The sequence below is a fragment of the Pseudomonas sp. B611 genome (genome assembly GCF_055407965.1).
On record NZ_JBUZST010000006.1, the window covers coordinates 78,306 to 94,736 of the forward strand.

A 16,431-nucleotide genomic window follows, 5' to 3' on the forward strand; every position below is an offset into this window, starting at 1 on the left:
CTTCCCGGCCCTGCTAGACGAACTCCATCATGCGCGTTGCTGACTTTACTTTTGAGCTCCCTGATTCGCTGATCGCTCGCCACCCTTTGGCCGAGCGTCGCGCCAGTCGACTGCTGACCCTGGACGGGCCCAGCGGTGCCCTCGCACACCGTCAATTCACTGATTTGCTTGAGCATTTGCGCCCTGGCGATCTGATGGTGTTCAACAATACCCGGGTGATTCCGGCGCGGCTGTTTGGCCAGAAAGCTTCCGGCGGCAAGCTGGAAATCCTGGTGGAGCGCGTGCTGGACAGCCATCGCGTGCTGGCCCATGTACGCTCCAGCAAATCGCCGAAGCCGGGTTCCTCGATCTTGATCGATGGCGGTGGTGAAGCCGAGATGGTCGCTCGCCATGACGCACTGTTCGTGCTCAAGTTCGCTGAAGAGGTCCTGCCGCTGCTGGAGCGTGTCGGCCATATGCCGTTGCCGCCCTACATCGACCGTCCCGACGAAGACTCGGACCGCGAGCGCTATCAGACGGTTTACTCCCAGCGCCTCGGTGCAGTAGCAGCACCAACGGCCGGCCTGCATTTCGACCAGCCGCTGCTGGATGCGATCGCCGCCAAGGGCGTCGAGACCGCCTATGTCACCCTGCACGTGGGGGCCGGCACGTTTCAGCCGGTGCGTGTGGATAACATTGAAGACCACCACATGCACAGCGAGTGGCTGGAAGTCAGCCAGGAAGTCGTCGATGCCGTGGCGGCCTGCAAGGCCCGTGGCGGACGAGTCGTCGCTGTAGGTACCACCAGCGTACGCTCCCTGGAGAGTGCAGCACGTGATGGCGTGCTCAAGCCGTTCAGTGGCGACACCGACATCTTTATCTTCCCGGGCCGTCCATTCCATGTGGTGGACTGCCTGGTCACCAACTTCCATTTGCCCGAATCCACGCTGTTGATGCTGGTCTCGGCATTTGCCGGTTACCCGGAAACTATGGCCGCCTACCAAGCCGCCATCGCCAACGAGTACCGTTTTTTCAGCTACGGTGATGCGATGTTCATCACCCGTAACCCGGCGCCACGCGGCCCAGAGGAATAACTATGAGTCGTATGTCGTTTGAATTGCTCGCCACTGACGGTAAAGCCCGTCGCGGCCGCTTGACCTTCCCGCGCGGCACCGTGGAGACCCCGGCGTTCATGCCGGTTGGCACCTACGGTACCGTCAAGGGCATGCTGCCACGTGATATCGTCGCTACCGGCGCCGAAATCATCCTCGGCAACACCTTTCACCTGTGGCTGCGCCCGGGCACGGAAGTCATCAAGAAGCATGGCGACCTGCATGACTTCATGAAGTGGCAAGGCCCGATCCTCACCGACTCCGGTGGTTTCCAGGTGTTCAGCCTGGGCGCCATGCGCAAGATCAAGGAAGAGGGCGTGACCTTCGCCTCGCCGGTGGACGGTTCCAAAGTGTTCATGGGCCCGGAAGAATCGATGCAGGTGCAGCGCGACCTGGGTTCCGACATCGTGATGATCTTCGACGAATGCACGCCGTACCCGGCCGATGAAGACGTCGCGCGGATCTCCATGGAGTTGTCCCTGCGTTGGGCCCAGCGCTCGAAGAACGCCCACGGCGACAACACCGCGGCGCTGTTCGGCATCGTCCAGGGCGGCATGCATGAAAGCCTGCGCAAACGTTCGCTGGAAGGTCTCGACAAAATCGGCTTTGACGGCCTGGCCATCGGCGGTTTGTCGGTGGGTGAGCCCAAGCACGAGATGATCAAGGTGCTGGATTACCTGCCGGGCCTGATGCCGGCTGACAAACCTCGTTACCTTATGGGCGTTGGCAAACCGGAAGATCTCGTAGAGGGTGTGCGCCGCGGTGTGGACATGTTCGATTGCGTGATGCCAACCCGTAATGCCCGCAATGGGCATCTGTTCATTGATACAGGCGTGCTGAAGATCCGTAACGCGTTCCATCGCCATGATGATTCGCCGCTGGATCCCACCTGTGATTGCTACACCTGCCAGAACTTCTCCCGTGCTTATCTGCACCATCTGGACAAGTGTGGGGAAATGCTGGGTAGCATGTTGAATACCATCCACAATTTGCGTCACTACCAAGTCCTGATGGCTGGTTTGCGCGAGGCTATTCAACAGGGTACATTGGCCGCCTTCGTCGATGCCTTCTATGCCAAGCGCGGGCTTCCTGTGCCGCCCTTGGACTGAGTTTTCCGACCCTAAGATTCACTATTTGCAACTGGAGTGCTAAATGAGCTTTTTTATCTCTAACGCCATGGCTGACGCCGCTGCGCCTGCTGCTGCCGGTCCTATGGGCGGTGGTTTCGAGTGGATTTTCCTGGTCGGCTTCCTGGTCATCTTCTACCTGATGATCTGGCGTCCACAGGCCAAGCGCGCCAAAGAGCAGAAAAACCTGCTGGGCAGCCTGCAGAAAGGTGACGAAGTCGTGACCACTGGCGGCATCGCCGGCAAGATCACCAAGGTTTCCGACGCTTTCGTCGTGCTGGAAGTCTCCGACACCGTAGAAATGAAGTTCCAGAAGGGCGCCATCGCCGCCACGCTGCCAAAAGGCACGCTGAAAGCGATCTGAGCAACAACCTTTACCAATCGACGGGGCGCGCAAGGCGCCCCGCGTCATAAGCGGGCGGCGTGATGCTGAACAAATACCCTCTGTGGAAATACGTACTGATCCTGGCGGTGCTGGCGATCGGTTTTATTTATTCCGCTCCCAATCTCTATCCTGATGACCCGGCGATCCAGATCACTGGCGCCAGCACTTCGCTGCAGGTCAATCAGGCTGATCTGGAACGCGCGAGCAAAGCGCTCACCGACGCGGGTATCCAGGTCAAGGCGGCAACGTTGGCGGCTGATGCGAAGGGCGGCTTGTTGCGCCTGACCAAGCAAGAAGACCAACTGCCGGCCAAGGATGTCGTGCGCAAGGCCATGGGTGACGACTACGTTGTCGCGCTCAACCTGGCACAGACCACGCCAAAATGGCTGCGCAGCATTGGCGCGCACCCGATGAAGCTGGGTCTGGACTTGTCCGGTGGTGTGCACTTCCTGCTGGAAGTCGACATGGACAAAGCCCTCGACGCGCGCCTGAAAGTCTACGAAGGCGACGTGAAGAGCCTGCTGCGCAAAGAGAAGTTGCGTTATCGCAGCCTGCCGCAGCTCAACGGTGCCATTCAGCTGGGCTTCTCTGATGAAGCTTCCCGCGAACAGGCTCGTGCGCTGATCCGCAAGAACTTCACCGATTTCGACATCGTACCGGCCGACCTCAACGGTCAACCTGTACTGCGTCTGGCGATGACCCCGGCCAAGCTGGCGGAAATCCGCGAATACTCGATCAAGCAGAACTTGACCACGGTACGTAACCGCGTCAACGAGCTGGGTGTGGCCGAACCGATCGTTCAGCGCCAGGGTGCCAACCGCATCGTGGTTGAGCTGCCGGGTGTGCAGGACACCGCTGAAGCCAAGCGTATCCTGGGCAAGACTGCCAACCTGGAGTTCCGCCTCGCGGCTGAGCCGGGTGCTTCCAAGGCGACCTCTGAGGAATTCGAATTCCGCGAAGGCAACCGTCCGCCTGCACTGATCGAGCGCAGCTTGATCATCACGGGTGACCAGGTGACCGATGCCAAGGCCGGTTTTGGCGAGCACGGTACCCCTGAAGTGAACATCCGTCTGGATGGCCATGGCGGCGAACTGATGAGCCGCGCCACGCGCAGCAACGTCGGTCGCAGCATGGCGGTGATCTTCATCGAGCAACGCCCGGTGACCACCTACACCAAGCAGATCGTCAACGGCGTCGAGAAAGACGTGCCGGTGCAGTCCTTCAAGGAAGAGAAAAAGATCATCAGCCTGGCGACCATCCAGTCGCCGCTGGGTGCTCAATTCCGCATCACTGGCCTGAACGGCCAGGGCGAGTCGTCCGAGTTGGCACTGCTGCTGCGTGCTGGTGGCCTGGCCGCTCCCATGTACTTCGCTGAAGAACGCACCATCGGCCCGAGTCTGGGTGCTGACAACATCACCAAAGGTATCGACGCAGCTTTGTGGGGCATGCTGTTCGTGTCCCTGTTCATCATCGCCATCTACCGCTTCTTCGGCATCATCGCCACCGTGGCCCTCGCGGGCAACATGGTGATGCTGCTGGCTCTGATGTCGCTGCTCGGTGCTACGCTGACCCTGCCAGGTATCGCCGGTATCGTACTCACCATGGGTATGGCCGTAGACGCCAACGTACTGATCTTCTCGCGGATCCGTGAAGAGATCGCCAACGGCATGACCGTACAGCGTGCAATCAACGAAGGCTTCGGCCGGGCATTTACCGCGATTCTCGACTCCAACCTGACCACCTTGCTGGTCGGCGGGATTCTCTTCGCCATGGGTACCGGCCCGGTTAAGGGTTTTGCGGTAACCATGTCCCTCGGTATCTTTACCTCGATGTTCACGGCCATCATGGTGACCCGCGCAATGGTCAACCTGATTTATGGCGGGCGTGACTTCAAGAAGTTGTGGATTTAAGGGGCTGCCATGTTACGTACAATCAACTTCATGGGCGTTCGCAACGTTGCGTTCGGCGTCACTGTGCTCCTTACCGTTCTGGCGTTGTTCAGCTGGTTCCATAAGGGCTTGAACTACGGTCTGGATTTCACCGGCGGTACGCTCATCGAGCTGACCTACGAGAAGCCTGCCGACGTTACCCTGGTGCGCAACGAGCTGGTCAAGGCCGGCTATCACGAAGCCATCGTGCAGAGCTTCGGTGCAACCACCGACCTGCTGGTGCGTATGCCGGGCGAAGACCCGCAACTGGGTCACCAGGTAGCCGAGGCCTTGCAGAAGGTCGGCGGCGACAACCCGGCGTCGGTCAAGCGTGTCGAGTTCGTGGGCCCGCAAGTGGGTGAAGAGCTGCGCGACCAAGGCGGCCTTGGCATGCTGATGGCGCTGGTTGGCATCATGATCTACCTGGCGTTCCGCTTTCAGTGGAAGTTCGGCGTCGGCGCGATTGTTTCGCTGATCCACGACGTGATCGTCACCGTGGGTATCCTGGCGTACTTCCAGATCACCTTCGACCTGACCGTATTGGCGGCCGTGCTGGCGATCATTGGTTACTCGCTCAACGACACCATCGTGGTATTCGACCGGGTTCGTGAGAACTTCCGTGTACTGCGCAAGGCGTCGTTGATCGAGAACATCAATATCTCCACCACCCAGACCTTGCTGCGGACCATGGCGACGTCGATCTCCACCTTGCTGGCGATTGCTGCGCTGATGATCTTTGGTGGCGACAACCTGTGGGGCTTCTCCCTGGCGCTGTTCATTGGTGTTCTGGCGGGTACCTACTCGTCGATCTACATCGCCAACGTGGTGCTGATCTGGCTGAACCTCAACGGCGAAGACCTGATCCCTCCTGCTGCTACCGGCAAGGAGGTCGACGACCGCCCTTGATGGGGCGTTGTTGATCGGCTGTTACAAGAAAGGCACGAGTATTGAACTCGTGCCTTTTTTTTTGCTCCAAGGCTGGGTATAGCGCGGACGTTTCCGCCCGTTTGTGATGGTCAGGAGGTTCATGTGAACAAGTCGTTGCTGGTGGGTGCGGTATTGGGTGCTGTCGGTGTGACTGCCGGGGGTGCTTTTGCCACCTATAGCCTGGTAAAAAGCGGCCCTGAGTATGCGCAAGTGCTGGCAGTACAGCCGGTGAAAACCCAGATCAAGACGCCACGGGAAGTCTGCAAGGACGTCGCCGTGACCCGGCAGAAGCCGGTGCAGGATCAGCATCAAATCGTCGGTACCGTGGTCGGTGCGCTGGCCGGTGGCCTGCTGGGCAACCAGGTGGGTGGCGGTAATGGCAAGAAGCTGGCGACGGTAGCCGGTGCGGTGGGTGGTGGTTATGCTGGTAACAAGGTTCAGGAAGGCATGCAGAACCGTGATACCTACACCACCACGCAAACCCGTTGTAACACTGTGAACGACATCAGCGATAAGGTTGTCGGTTATGACGTGCGTTACAACCTGGATGGCAAGGAAGGCTCCGTGCGTATGGAGCGTGACCCTGGTAGCCAGATTCCGGTCGATAAAGAAGGTCGCCTGATTCTCGGTCAGAACCAGCCGCAATAATCGCAGGCAGACGCAATTCAAAATGTGGGAGCGGGCTTGCTCGCGAAGGCGGTGTGACAGTCAATGTATTAGGCGGCTGGCCCAGCGCTTTCGCGAGCAAGCCCGCTCCCGCATTCGGTATGTGCTGTGGCGGAAAATGCGGCATAACCCAAATCCCAGGCATAAAAAAAGCACCCCGAAGGGTGCTTTTTTTGTGCTCGCTCGCTTAACGCTTCAGCGAAGCCGGCAGGTGCGGCTGGATCGCCGTCAGTACTGCCTTGAAGCATTTGGTGTTGCCGGCAACCACGTGGCCTTTTTCAAGGAAGTCGTGACCGCCGGTGAAGTCGCTCACCAAACCGCCTGCTTCCTGGATCAGCAGGGCGCCTGCAGCCATGTCCCACTCGGACAGGCCCGATTCCCAGAACGCATCAAACCGACCGGCGGCAACGTAAGCCAGGTCCAGGCTAGCTGCGCCAGCGCGACGGATGCCAGCAGTCTGGCCAACCAGGGCGCGGAACATGCCCAGGTAGTTTTCCAGATTGTCCATCTGGTCGTCACGGAACGGGAAGCCAGTACCCAGCAGGGCGCCGTCCAGGCTGGTGCGACCGCTCACGCGCAGGCGGCGACCATTCAGCTGGGCGCCACGGCCACGGCTGGCGGTGAATTCTTCCTGGCGAACCGGGTCCAGAACAACGGCGTGTTCCAGGCGACCGCGGTATTTGCACGCGATGCTCACGGCAAAGTGCGGGATGCCGCGCAGGAAGTTGGTGGTGCCATCCAGTGGGTCGATGATCCACAGGTAGTCTTCGCCTTCGCCGCTGCCTTTGTGCAGGCCGGTTTCCTCGCCGAGGATGCCGTGGGTCGGGTAGGCCTTGCGCAGCGCGTCGATGATTTTCTGTTCGGCGGCGCGATCCACCTCGGATACATAATCCTTGGCGTCTTTTTCGTCGACCTTGATGGTATCCAGGCGCTCGATGGAGCGGAAGATCAATTCACTGGCGCTGCGGGCGGCGCGCAGCGCGATATTCAGCATGGGCTGCATGGATGTGTCACCTAAGGTTGTTAAAGAAAGCCGAGCATTCTAGCAGAAACTTTCTTCAGGTGAAGGACGACGTTAGCTTTCATGGCATAACCTTAGGCGGTTCTGTAAGATTTGCTCCCCTTTCCCGTGTCCGAGAGCGCCTCCCTTGCTGCAAAACATTCGTGTCGTCTTGGTCAATACCAGTCATCCCGGCAATATCGGTGGGGTGGCGCGAGCCATGAAAAACATGGGGCTGACGCGCCTGGTGCTGGTCGAACCACGCGTGTTCCCGCATCACGAGGCCGATGCCCGCGCGTCCGGCGCCAATGACATCCTGGAAAAAGCCCAAGTTGTTGCCACCTTGGAAGATGCGTTGGTCGGCTGCAACCTGGTGCTGGGCACCAGCGCCCGCGACCGTCGCATTCCCTGGCCGCTGCTGGATCCGCGTGAGTGCGGCACCAAAGTGGTGGAGGAAGCCGCTGGTGGCGCTGAAATCGCCTTGGTGTTCGGCCGTGAAGACTCCGGCCTCACCAACGACGAGCTGCAGCGATGTCATTACCACGTGCACATTCCATCAGACCCTGAGTTCAGCTCGCTGAACCTCGGGGCAGCGGTGCAGGTATTGACGTACGAAGTGCGCATGGCCTGGCTGGCCGCCGAAGGCCAGCCAAGCAAAGTGGAAAAGGACGAAGTGGCTTCGACCAAAAGTGGCGAGCTGGCCACCATGGACGAGCTGGAGCGCTTCTATGAGCACCTGGAGCAAACCCTGGTGGCCATCGAGTTCCTCGATCCTGAAAAACCACGGCACTTGATGGCGCGCCTGCGTCGCTTGTACGGGCGTAGCTCGGTCAGCCGGGCTGAAATGAATATATTGCGTGGCATCCTCACGGAAACCCAGAAAGCGGCCCGTGGCGAGCTTCTAAAGCGGAAGGATTAAAAATGTTCGAGCGTCTGCGAGAAGATATCCAGAGTGTTTTCCATCGTGACCCGGCGGCGCGCAACGCCTTTGAAGTGCTGACCTGCTACCCGGGCATGCACGCCATCTGGATTCACCGCCTGTCTGGCGCCCTGTGGGGCATGGGCTGGAAATGGCTGGCGCGGCTGGTGTCGAACTTTGGCCGCTGGATGACCGGGATCGAGATCCATCCGGGCGCCAAAGTCGGGCGCCGCTTCTTTATCGACCATGGCATGGGCATCGTGATCGGCGAGACTGCCGAAATTGGCGACGACGTAACGCTCTATCAGGGCGTAACCCTTGGCGGTACCAGCTGGAACAAAGGCAAGCGCCACCCGACGCTGGGGGATGGCGTGGTGGTGGGGGCGGGCGCCAAGGTGCTCGGTCCGTTCACGGTCGGTGCAGGTGCCAAGGTGGGGTCCAATGCCGTGGTGACCAAGGCCGTGCCGCCTGGCGCAACGGTGGTCGGCATTCCTGGGCGGATTATCGTCAAGCCCGAAGTCGGCGACGAGCAGGAAGCCAAGCGCAAGGCCATGGCCGAGAAGATCGGCTTCGATGCCTACGGCGTCAGCGAAGACATGCCCGACCCTGTGGCGCGTGCCATTGGCCAGTTGCTCGATCATCTGCAAGCGGTCGACGGCAAGCTGGATGGTATGTGCGGCGCGTTGAAAGACCTGGGTAGTCCTTACTGTGCGAAAGATCTGCCTGAGTTGCGCGAAGAAGACTTCGCCGAAATCAAGGACGAAGCGGCTACCAAGGCTGGTTAGTTCCAAAGGCCGATACATAACCCTGTGGGAGCTGGCTTGCCTGCGATGGCGGTAGGCCAGTAACCCAAGAGGTGGCTGGCAGACTGCTATCGCAGGCAAGCCAGCTCCCACATTTGATCTCCATTGGTCTCCCTGTCCCAATCCTGCAGCCTTCCCGCTGTTCCTCCCCACCCCATCCTGCTATGATTCGCGCGCCCTTTTTACGGGTAATCCTGACTAAAGTACTAGGTCTTATAGTTGACTTAAATACTCGGGAATCGCATACTCGCTCCCATTCTGAAACACCTTGGTACTTGTCCATGAGACTGACTACAAAAGGCCGATACGCGGTGACTGCCATGCTCGACTTGGCTTTGCACGCGCAAACTGGGCCGGTGTCCCTGGCCGATATCTCCGAGCGCCAAGGCATTTCCCTGTCCTACCTTGAGCAACTGTTCGCCAAGCTGCGCCGCAGCAATTTGGTTTCCAGCGTGCGTGGGCCAGGGGGTGGCTATCAGCTGTCCCGCGACATGCAAGGCATCCAGGTCGCCCAGGTGATCGATGCGGTCAACGAATCCGTCGATGCCACCAAGTGCCAGGGCCTGGGTGATTGCCACGCCGGCGACACCTGCCTGACACACCACCTGTGGTGTGACTTGAGCCTGCAGATCCATGAGTTTTTGAGTGGTATCAGCTTGGCTGATCTTGTGACTCGCCGTGAGGTGCAAGAAGTAGCCCAGCGTCAGGACCAGCGCCGTTGCAACACCAAGGCGCCGCGTCTGGACAAGATTGAAGCGTCCGCCGTCGAGTGACAGCCGAAGAGCTAACGGCACGCCAGCCAGCCTGATTTAGGAGAAAGTCCATGAAATTGCCGATTTACCTTGATTACTCTGCGACCACCCCGGTTGATCCGCGTGTCGCGCAAAAGATGAGCGAATGCCTGCTGGTTGACGGAAACTTCGGCAACCCGGCCTCCCGTTCCCACGTGTTTGGCTGGAAAGCCGAGGAAGCGGTCGAGAACGCTCGTCGCCAAGTCGCCGATCTGGTTAACGCCGATCCACGCGAAATCGTCTGGACCTCCGGTGCTACCGAATCCGACAACCTGGCAATCAAGGGCGCGGCGCATTTCTATGCGACCAAAGGCAAGCACCTGATCACCACCAAGATTGAGCACAAGGCTGTCCTCGACACCATGCGCCAACTGGAGCGTGAAGGTTTCGAGGTGACCTACCTCGAGCCGACCACCGACGGTATCGTCACCCCGGCCATGATCGAAGCCGCGCTGCGTGAAGACACCATCCTGGTTTCCGTGATCCACGTGAACAACGAAATCGGCACCATCAACGACATCGCGGCCATCGGCGAGCTGACCCGTTCCAAGGGCATCCTGCTGCATGTCGACGCTGCTCAGTCCACTGGCAAGGTCGATATCGACCTGTCGAAGCTGAAAGTCGACCTGATGTCGTTCTCTGCCCACAAGACCTACGGCCCTAAAGGCATCGGCGCGCTGTACGTGAGCCGCAAGCCGCGCGTGCGCATCGAAGCCACCATGCACGGCGGCGGTCACGAGCGCGGCATGCGTTCGGGCACCCTGGCGACCCACCAGATCGTGGGCATGGGCGAAGCCTTCCGCGTAGCCAAGGAAGACATGGCTGCCGAAAATATTCGTATCAAGGCTCTGAGCGACCGCTTCTACAAGCAGGTCGAGAACCTTGAAGAGCTGTACATCAACGGCAGCATGACCGCCCGTGTACCGCACAACCTGAATTTGAGCTTCAACTACGTCGAAGGCGAGTCGCTGATCATGGCGCTCAAGGACCTGGCGGTTTCGTCTGGTTCGGCCTGCACCTCGGCGTCCCTTGAGCCGTCCTACGTGCTGCGCGCCCTGGGCCGCAACGACGAACTGGCACACAGCTCGATCCGCTTTACGTTCGGCCGTTTCACCACCGAAGAGCAAGTTGACTACGCCGCGCAGAAAGTCTGCGAAGCCGTTAACAAGCTGCGCGTTCTGTCGCCACTGTGGGACATGTACAAAGACGGTGTCGATATTTCCAAGATCGAGTGGGCGGCACACTAAATATAGAAGCCGCCACCCCAGCTCTGTAGGCACGTGGCGGAAAACGCAGGCGTGTCTACAGGGTTCCAGAGCGGCCCTGATGAGTGAGGATTCAGTACCATGGCTTACAGCGAAAAGGTCATCGACCACTACGAAAACCCGCGTAACGTCGGCAAGATGGACGCGGAAGACCCAGATGTCGGCACCGGCATGGTCGGCGCCCCGGCGTGCGGCGATGTGATGCGCCTGCAGATCAAGGTCAACGAAGCGGGCGTTATCGAAGACGCCAAGTTCAAGACCTACGGCTGCGGTTCGGCCATCGCCTCCAGCTCCCTGGCGACCGAATGGATGAAAGGCAAGACCCTGGATGAGGCTGTCACCATCAGCAACACCCAGCTGGCCGAAGAACTGGCCCTGCCGCCAGTGAAAATCCACTGCTCCGTACTCGCTGAAGACGCCATCAAGGCGGCCGTTCGCGACTACAAGCAGAAGAAAGGCTTGATCTAAGCATTTGGCGACGAGTAAGGAGTCAACGATGGCTATCAGCATGACAGAAGCGGCTGCGCAGCACATTCGCCGCTCCCTGAATGGGCGCGGTAAAGGTGAGGGGATTCGTCTGGGTGTACGCACCACGGGCTGTTCCGGCCTTGCCTATGTGCTGGAGTTCGTCGACGAGGTGGTTGCGGAAGACCAGGTGTTCGAAAGTCACGGCGAGAAAGTGATCATCGACCCTAAAAGCCTGACCTACCTGGACGGCACCGAGCTCGATTTCGTCAAGGAAGGGTTGAACGAAGGCTTCAAGTTCAACAACCCCAACGTACGCGGTGAGTGTGGCTGCGGCGAAAGCTTCAACATCTGAGGCTATTCGTGGGTACTCCTTGTCATTTCGCTTTATTCGAGCTGCAGCCGAGCTTTCGGCTGGACCTTGAGCAGCTTGCCACGCGCTACCGAGAGTTGGCGCGTGGGGTGCATCCAGACCGCTTTGCTGACGCCTCCGAGCGCGAGCAACGTGTTGCTCTGGAGAAGTCGGCCAGCCTCAACGAGGCTTATCAGACCCTGAAAAATCCGCCCAAGCGCGCGCGTTATCTGCTCGCGATGAACGGTGGAGAGTTGCCTTTGGAAGTCACGGTTCACGATCCAGACTTCCTGATGCAGCAGATGCAGTGGCGCGAAGAACTCGAAGACTTGCAGGACGAAGCCGACCTGGCCGGTGTCGCAGTCTTCAAGCGTCGTCTGAAAACGGCCCAGGATGAGCTCAACGAAAGCTTCGCAGCCTGTTGGGATGATGCAGCGCAACGTGAACAGGCCGAACGCCTGATGCGGCGCATGCAGTTCCTCGACAAGCTCACCTACGAAGTGCGCCAGCTAGAAGAGCGCCTCGACGATTAACCCAGTGTGCTGCCCGTGATGCACGCCTGATAGACAGATAAGACCTGATTACCATGGCCCTACTGCAAATCGCCGAACCCGGCCAAAGCCCACAACCGCACCAGCGTCGCCTGGCGGTCGGGATTGACCTGGGCACCACCAATTCCCTGGTTGCTGCCTTGCGCAGCGGCCTGTCCGAGCCGCTGCCCGACGCCGATGGCCAGGTGATCCTGCCGTCCGCCGTGCGTTATCACGCGGATCGCACCGAAGTCGGTGAGTCGGCCAAATTGGCCGCGTCTACCGATCCCTTGAACACCGTGCTGTCGGTCAAGCGCTTGATGGGTCGTGGTTTGTCCGACGTCAAGCAATTGGGCGAGCAGCTGCCGTACCGCTTTGTCGGCGGCGAATCCCATATGCCGTTCATCGACACCGTCCAGGGCCCGAAAAGTCCGGTGGAAGTGTCGGCCGATATCCTCAAGGTGCTGCGCCAGCGTGCGGAATCCACCTTGGGCGGCGAGCTGGTAGGGGCGGTGATTACGGTTCCAGCCTATTTCGATGATGCCCAGCGCCAAGCTACCAAGGATGCGGCAAAACTCGCCGGCCTGAACGTGCTGCGCCTGCTCAACGAGCCGACGGCTGCTGCAGTGGCTTACGGCCTGGATCAGCACGCCGAAGGCCTGGTCGCGATCTACGACCTCGGCGGCGGCACCTTTGATATTTCGATCCTGCGCCTCACCGGCGGTGTCTTCGAGGTGCTGGCCACCGGCGGCGACAGCGCCCTGGGTGGCGATGACTTCGACCACGCCATCGCTGGCTGGATCATCACCAGTGCCGGTCTGTCCGCTGACCTGGATCCGGGCGCGCAGCGCAACCTGCTGCAAACCGCCTGCGCCGCCAAAGAAGCGCTGACCGATGCTGCGTCCGTTGAAGTTTCCTACGGCAACTGGTCGGCCCAACTGACCCGCGAAGCCTTCGATGCGTTGATCGAGCCGATGGTCGCCCGCAGCCTGAAAGCCTGTCGCCGCGCCGTACGTGATTCCGGTATCGAGCTGGAAGATGTCGGTGCCGTGGTCATGGTCGGCGGTTCCACCCGCGTGCCGCGGGTTCGTGACGCCGTGGCCGAGGCCTTTGGTCGCCAGCCGCTGACGGAAATCGACCCGGATCAAGTGGTCGCCATCGGCGCCGCGATCCAGGCCGACACCCTGGCCGGCAACAAGCGCGACGGTGGCGAGCTGCTGCTGCTCGACGTGATTCCGTTGTCCCTGGGCCTGGAAACCATGGGTGGCCTGATGGAGAAGGTGATTCCACGCAACACCACCATCCCCGTCGCCCGCGCCCAGGACTTCACCACTTACAAAGATGGCCAGACGGCCATGATGATTCATGTGCTGCAAGGCGAACGCGAGCTGATCAGCGACTGCCGCTCCCTAGCGCGCTTTGAATTGCGCGGCATTCCGGCCATGGTGGCCGGTGCGGCGAAGATTCGCGTGACCTTCCAGGTCGACGCCGATGGCCTGCTCAGCGTTGCGGCGCGTGAGCTGGCTTCGGGCGTTGAAGCCAGCATCCAGGTCAAGCCGTCCTACGGTCTTACCGATGGCGAGATCGCCAAGATGCTCAAGGACTCGTTCCAGTACGCCGGTGACGACAAGGTCGCCCGCGTTCTGCGTGAGCAACAAGTGGATGCCCAGCGCCTGCTCGAAGCGGTGCAGGGCGCCCTTGAAGTCGATGGCGAGCGCCTGCTGGACGCTGAAGAGCGCATGGTCATCGACCTGCAGATGCAGGAACTGGCCGAATTGATGAAAGGCACCGATGGTTATGCCATCGAGCAACAGACCAAGCGCCTGTCGCAAGTGACCGATGCCTTCGCTGCCCGCCGCATGGACCAGACGGTGAAAGCCGCCCTGGCGGGACGCAACCTGAATGAAATCGAGGAATAATTAATGCCGCAGGTCATTTTTCTGCCACACGCCGAGCATTGCCCGGACGGTATGGTCGTGGAGGCTGAGACCGGCAAGTCCATCCTCGAAGTCGCCCATGACAACCACATAGAGATCGAAAGTGCCTGCGGCGGCGTCTGCGCCTGCACCACGTGTCACTGCATCATCCGCGAGGGCTTCAACTCCCTGGAAGAAGCTGACGAGCTGGAAGAGGACTTTCTTGATCGCGCATGGGGCCTGGAGGCACATTCGCGCCTAAGCTGTCAGGCAAAGGTCGGGACCGAAGACATCACCGTCGAAATTCCGAAATATTCGCTCAACCATGCGGCCGAAGCGCCGCACTGATTGGTAGAACTGTCATGAGTTATGGTTGGAATGATGTACAGCGTATTGCTGAAGAACTCGCTGAAGCCAAGCCGGACGTGAGCCCGCTGACGGTCAACTTCGTTGATCTGCAGCGCTGGATCATGGAGCTGCCGGATTTCGACAATACTTCTGGTCGCTGTGGCGAGAAGGTCTTGGAAGCGGTCCAGGCGCTCTGGATCGAAGAAATCGACTGATCGTCCCCGCAGGTTAGGCAATACCCAATAACCCGCGTATAATTCGCGGGTTTAATTTTTCGTAAATTACCGTTTCTGGAGTTACACCATGGCTGTTCAACGTACTTTCTCCATCATCAAGCCTGACGCTGTTGCAAAAAACGTCATCGGCGAGATCACCACTCGTTTCGAAAAAGCCGGCCTGAAGGTTGTAGCTTCGAAACTCAAGCAACTGTCCAAAGCTGAAGCTGAAGGCTTCTACGCTGAGCACAGCGCTCGTGGTTTCTTCGGCGACCTGGTTGCCTTCATGATCTCCGGTCCTGTTGTTGTTCAGGTTCTGGAAGGCGAAAACGCTATCGCTCTGAACCGTGAGCTGATGGGCGCTACCAACCCTAAAGAAGCTGCTGCCGGCACCATCCGTGCTGACTTCGCTGAATCCATCGACGCCAACGCTGTACACGGTTCGGACTCCGAAGCCGCCGCTGCTCGCGAAATCTCGTACTTTTTCGCTGCTACTGAAGTAACCGCTCGCTAAGCATTGGCTTAAAGAGTGAGGGTGAATCCATGACTACATCGACTGTTAAAACCAACCTGCTGGGTCTGACCCAGCCGGAAATGGAGAAATTCTTCGACTCAATCGGGGAGAAGCGTTTCCGTGCCGGTCAGGTAATGAAATGGATTCACCACTTTGGCGTCGACGATTTCGATGCCATGACGAACGTCAGCAAGGCCTTGCGCGACAAGCTCAAGGCCATTGCCGAGGTCCGTGGTCCTGAAGTGGTCAGCGAGGACATCTCCAGCGACGGCACCCGTAAGTGGGTGGTGCGCGTGGCGTCCGGCAGCTGCGTCGAGACCGTGTACATTCCCCAGGGCAAACGTGGCACCTTGTGCGTTTCGTCCCAGGCAGGCTGTGCCCTGGATTGCAGTTTCTGCTCCACCGGCAAGCAAGGCTTCAATAGCAACCTCACCGCAGCCGAAGTCATCGGCCAGGTGTGGATTGCCAACAAATCCTTTGGCAGCGTCCCGGCAACCGTCGACCGTGCCATCACCAACGTGGTGATGATGGGTATGGGTGAGCCGCTGCTGAACTTCGACAACGTCATCGCGGCCATGCACCTGATGATGGACGACCTGGGCTACGGCATCTCCAAGCGCCGCGTGACCCTGTCGACCTCCGGCGTGGTACCGATGATCGATGAGCTGGCCAAGCACATCGACGTCTCCCTGGCGTTGTCGCTGCACGCACCCAATGACGCATTGCGTAACCAATTGGTGCCGATCAACAAGAAGTATCCGCTTAAGATGCTGCTCGAATCCTGCCAGCGTTACATGGCGACCTTGGGCGAGAAACGCGTGTTGACCATTGAGTACACAATGCTCAAGGACATCAATGACAAGGTTGAGCACGCTGTCGAGATGATCGAGTTGCTCAAGAACACCCCGTGCAAGATCAACCTGATCCCGTTCAACCCGTTTCCCCATTCTGGCTACGAGCGGCCGAGCAACAACGCCATCCGCCGTTTCCAGGATCAACTGCACCAGGCTGGCTACAACGTCACCGTCCGCACCACCCGTGGTGAAGACATCGACGCCGCCTGTGGCCAATTGGTCGGGCAGGTGATGGACCGCACCCGCCGCAGTGAGCGTTACATCGCCGGGCGCGAAGCGAATGCCGCCGACGATTTGCCGCTGATTGCTGTGAATCGAATCTGAGAGAGGATCTC

19 protein-coding genes are annotated in these 16,431 nt (G+C 59.5%); 18 read left to right on the forward strand and 1 reads right to left on the reverse strand.

Features of this window, described 5'->3' with window-relative positions:
* The first annotated feature begins 29 nt into the window (after positions 1 to 29).
* From queA to ACZRMO_RS15200, 6 genes are all read left to right on the forward strand, one after another.
* The gene (gene queA / locus ACZRMO_RS15175) at positions 30 to 1,073 is read left to right on the forward strand and encodes a tRNA preQ1(34) S-adenosylmethionine ribosyltransferase-isomerase QueA (protein ID WP_463973354.1); all 1,044 of its coding nucleotides are present in this window, start codon (positions 30 to 32) and stop codon (positions 1,071 to 1,073) included.
* Positions 1,074 to 1,084: 11 nt separating this feature from the next.
* Positions 1,085 to 2,200: a tRNA guanosine(34) transglycosylase Tgt gene (gene tgt / locus ACZRMO_RS15180; RefSeq protein ID WP_003175976.1), complete on the forward strand. Its 1,116-nt coding sequence runs from the start codon at positions 1,085 to 1,087 to the stop codon at positions 2,198 to 2,200.
* Between the two features lie 43 nt (positions 2,201 to 2,243).
* A complete protein-coding gene (yajC, locus tag ACZRMO_RS15185) occupies positions 2,244 to 2,582 on the forward strand; it encodes a preprotein translocase subunit YajC (protein WP_003175975.1) in 339 nt (112 codons plus the stop codon).
* 62 nt (positions 2,583 to 2,644) lie between these two features.
* Positions 2,645 to 4,513, forward strand: coding sequence for a protein translocase subunit SecD (gene secD, locus ACZRMO_RS15190; protein ID WP_207040540.1), 1,869 nt, complete (start codon positions 2,645 to 2,647; stop codon positions 4,511 to 4,513).
* Positions 4,514 to 4,522: 9 nt separating this feature from the next.
* On the forward strand, positions 4,523 to 5,437 hold the full coding sequence (secF, locus tag ACZRMO_RS15195; RefSeq protein ID WP_463973355.1) for a protein translocase subunit SecF: 915 nt from the start codon (positions 4,523 to 4,525) through the stop codon (positions 5,435 to 5,437).
* Between the two features lie 123 nt (positions 5,438 to 5,560).
* A complete protein-coding gene (locus ACZRMO_RS15200) occupies positions 5,561 to 6,106 on the forward strand; it encodes a glycine zipper 2TM domain-containing protein (RefSeq protein ID WP_463973356.1) in 546 nt (181 codons plus the stop codon).
* A 205-nt stretch (positions 6,107 to 6,311) separates the two neighbouring features.
* Here ACZRMO_RS15200 and suhB read toward each other — a convergent pair whose 3' ends face one another.
* On the reverse strand, positions 6,312 to 7,127 hold the full coding sequence (gene suhB, locus ACZRMO_RS15205) for a type III secretion system regulator SuhB (protein WP_003175971.1): 816 nt from the start codon (positions 7,125 to 7,127) through the stop codon (positions 6,312 to 6,314).
* Positions 7,128 to 7,272: 145 nt separating this feature from the next.
* Between suhB and trmJ the strand changes: the two genes are divergently transcribed.
* The 12 genes from trmJ to rlmN all read left to right on the forward strand — a co-directional run bounded on the left by trmJ (position 7,273) and on the right by rlmN (position 16,420).
* Positions 7,273 to 8,043 (forward strand): tRNA (cytosine(32)/uridine(32)-2'-O)-methyltransferase TrmJ, encoded by a 771-nt coding sequence (trmJ, locus tag ACZRMO_RS15210; RefSeq protein ID WP_026136796.1) that lies wholly within the window; start codon positions 7,273 to 7,275, stop codon positions 8,041 to 8,043.
* A 2-nt stretch (positions 8,044 to 8,045) separates the two neighbouring features.
* On the forward strand, positions 8,046 to 8,828 hold the full coding sequence (gene cysE / locus ACZRMO_RS15215) for a serine O-acetyltransferase (protein ID WP_017736828.1): 783 nt from the start codon (positions 8,046 to 8,048) through the stop codon (positions 8,826 to 8,828).
* 299 nt (positions 8,829 to 9,127) lie between these two features.
* Entirely contained in the window at positions 9,128 to 9,619 is a 492-nt protein-coding gene (gene iscR / locus ACZRMO_RS15220; protein ID WP_003194020.1) for a Fe-S cluster assembly transcriptional regulator IscR, read from the forward strand.
* A gap of 50 nt (positions 9,620 to 9,669) precedes the next feature.
* Positions 9,670 to 10,884 (forward strand): IscS subfamily cysteine desulfurase, encoded by a 1,215-nt coding sequence (locus tag ACZRMO_RS15225; protein WP_017736827.1) that lies wholly within the window; start codon positions 9,670 to 9,672, stop codon positions 10,882 to 10,884.
* 99 nt (positions 10,885 to 10,983) lie between these two features.
* Positions 10,984 to 11,370 carry a Fe-S cluster assembly scaffold IscU gene (iscU, locus tag ACZRMO_RS15230; RefSeq protein WP_010565229.1) on the forward strand — a complete coding sequence of 129 codons (387 nt, stop codon included), beginning with the start codon at positions 10,984 to 10,986 and terminating at the stop codon, positions 11,368 to 11,370.
* A 28-nt stretch (positions 11,371 to 11,398) separates the two neighbouring features.
* Positions 11,399 to 11,722, forward strand: coding sequence for an iron-sulfur cluster assembly protein IscA (iscA, locus tag ACZRMO_RS15235; protein WP_003175963.1), 324 nt, complete (start codon positions 11,399 to 11,401; stop codon positions 11,720 to 11,722).
* A gap of 8 nt (positions 11,723 to 11,730) precedes the next feature.
* Positions 11,731 to 12,252, forward strand: a complete 522-nt coding sequence (gene hscB / locus ACZRMO_RS15240) for a co-chaperone HscB (protein ID WP_038848811.1) — start codon at positions 11,731 to 11,733, stop codon at positions 12,250 to 12,252.
* Between the two features lie 53 nt (positions 12,253 to 12,305).
* On the forward strand, positions 12,306 to 14,168 hold the full coding sequence (hscA, locus tag ACZRMO_RS15245; protein WP_463973357.1) for a Fe-S protein assembly chaperone HscA: 1,863 nt from the start codon (positions 12,306 to 12,308) through the stop codon (positions 14,166 to 14,168).
* Between the two features lie 3 nt (positions 14,169 to 14,171).
* Positions 14,172 to 14,513: an ISC system 2Fe-2S type ferredoxin gene (gene fdx, locus ACZRMO_RS15250; RefSeq protein ID WP_015372914.1), complete on the forward strand. Its 342-nt coding sequence runs from the start codon at positions 14,172 to 14,174 to the stop codon at positions 14,511 to 14,513.
* Between the two features lie 14 nt (positions 14,514 to 14,527).
* Entirely contained in the window at positions 14,528 to 14,728 is a 201-nt protein-coding gene (gene iscX / locus ACZRMO_RS15255; protein WP_155581720.1) for a Fe-S cluster assembly protein IscX, read from the forward strand.
* Between the two features lie 88 nt (positions 14,729 to 14,816).
* Complete coding sequence (gene ndk / locus ACZRMO_RS15260; protein ID WP_003175956.1) at positions 14,817 to 15,242, forward strand: nucleoside-diphosphate kinase; 426 nt, start codon at positions 14,817 to 14,819, stop codon at positions 15,240 to 15,242.
* A gap of 29 nt (positions 15,243 to 15,271) precedes the next feature.
* On the forward strand, positions 15,272 to 16,420 hold the full coding sequence (rlmN, locus tag ACZRMO_RS15265; RefSeq protein ID WP_017736821.1) for a dual-specificity RNA methyltransferase RlmN: 1,149 nt from the start codon (positions 15,272 to 15,274) through the stop codon (positions 16,418 to 16,420).
* The last annotated feature ends 11 nt before the right edge of the window (positions 16,421 to 16,431 follow it).

What these genes read in the sequence shown, in the direction of transcription:
- queA (WP_463973354.1), top strand. Translation starts at nt 30, where the DNA reads ATGCGCGTTGCTGACTTTACTTTTGAGCTCCCTGATTCGCTGATCGCT.
- tgt (WP_003175976.1), top strand. Translation starts at nt 1,085, where the DNA reads ATGTCGTTTGAATTGCTCGCCACTGACGGTAAAGCCCGTCGCGGCCGC.
- yajC (WP_003175975.1), top strand. Translation starts at nt 2,244, where the DNA reads ATGAGCTTTTTTATCTCTAACGCCATGGCTGACGCCGCTGCGCCTGCT.
- secD (WP_207040540.1), top strand. Translation starts at nt 2,645, where the DNA reads ATGCTGAACAAATACCCTCTGTGGAAATACGTACTGATCCTGGCGGTG.
- secF (WP_463973355.1), top strand. Translation starts at nt 4,523, where the DNA reads ATGTTACGTACAATCAACTTCATGGGCGTTCGCAACGTTGCGTTCGGC.
- suhB (WP_003175971.1), bottom strand. Translation starts at nt 7,127, where the DNA reads ATGCAGCCCATGCTGAATATCGCGCTGCGCGCCGCCCGCAGCGCCAGT.
- cysE (WP_017736828.1), top strand. Translation starts at nt 8,046, where the DNA reads ATGTTCGAGCGTCTGCGAGAAGATATCCAGAGTGTTTTCCATCGTGAC.
- iscR (WP_003194020.1), top strand. Translation starts at nt 9,128, where the DNA reads ATGAGACTGACTACAAAAGGCCGATACGCGGTGACTGCCATGCTCGAC.
- ACZRMO_RS15225 (WP_017736827.1), top strand. Translation starts at nt 9,670, where the DNA reads ATGAAATTGCCGATTTACCTTGATTACTCTGCGACCACCCCGGTTGAT.
- iscU (WP_010565229.1), top strand. Translation starts at nt 10,984, where the DNA reads ATGGCTTACAGCGAAAAGGTCATCGACCACTACGAAAACCCGCGTAAC.
- iscA (WP_003175963.1), top strand. Translation starts at nt 11,399, where the DNA reads ATGGCTATCAGCATGACAGAAGCGGCTGCGCAGCACATTCGCCGCTCC.
- hscA (WP_463973357.1), top strand. Translation starts at nt 12,306, where the DNA reads ATGGCCCTACTGCAAATCGCCGAACCCGGCCAAAGCCCACAACCGCAC.
- fdx (WP_015372914.1), top strand. Translation starts at nt 14,172, where the DNA reads ATGCCGCAGGTCATTTTTCTGCCACACGCCGAGCATTGCCCGGACGGT.
- iscX (WP_155581720.1), top strand. Translation starts at nt 14,528, where the DNA reads ATGAGTTATGGTTGGAATGATGTACAGCGTATTGCTGAAGAACTCGCT.
- ndk (WP_003175956.1), top strand. Translation starts at nt 14,817, where the DNA reads ATGGCTGTTCAACGTACTTTCTCCATCATCAAGCCTGACGCTGTTGCA.
- rlmN (WP_017736821.1), top strand. Translation starts at nt 15,272, where the DNA reads ATGACTACATCGACTGTTAAAACCAACCTGCTGGGTCTGACCCAGCCG.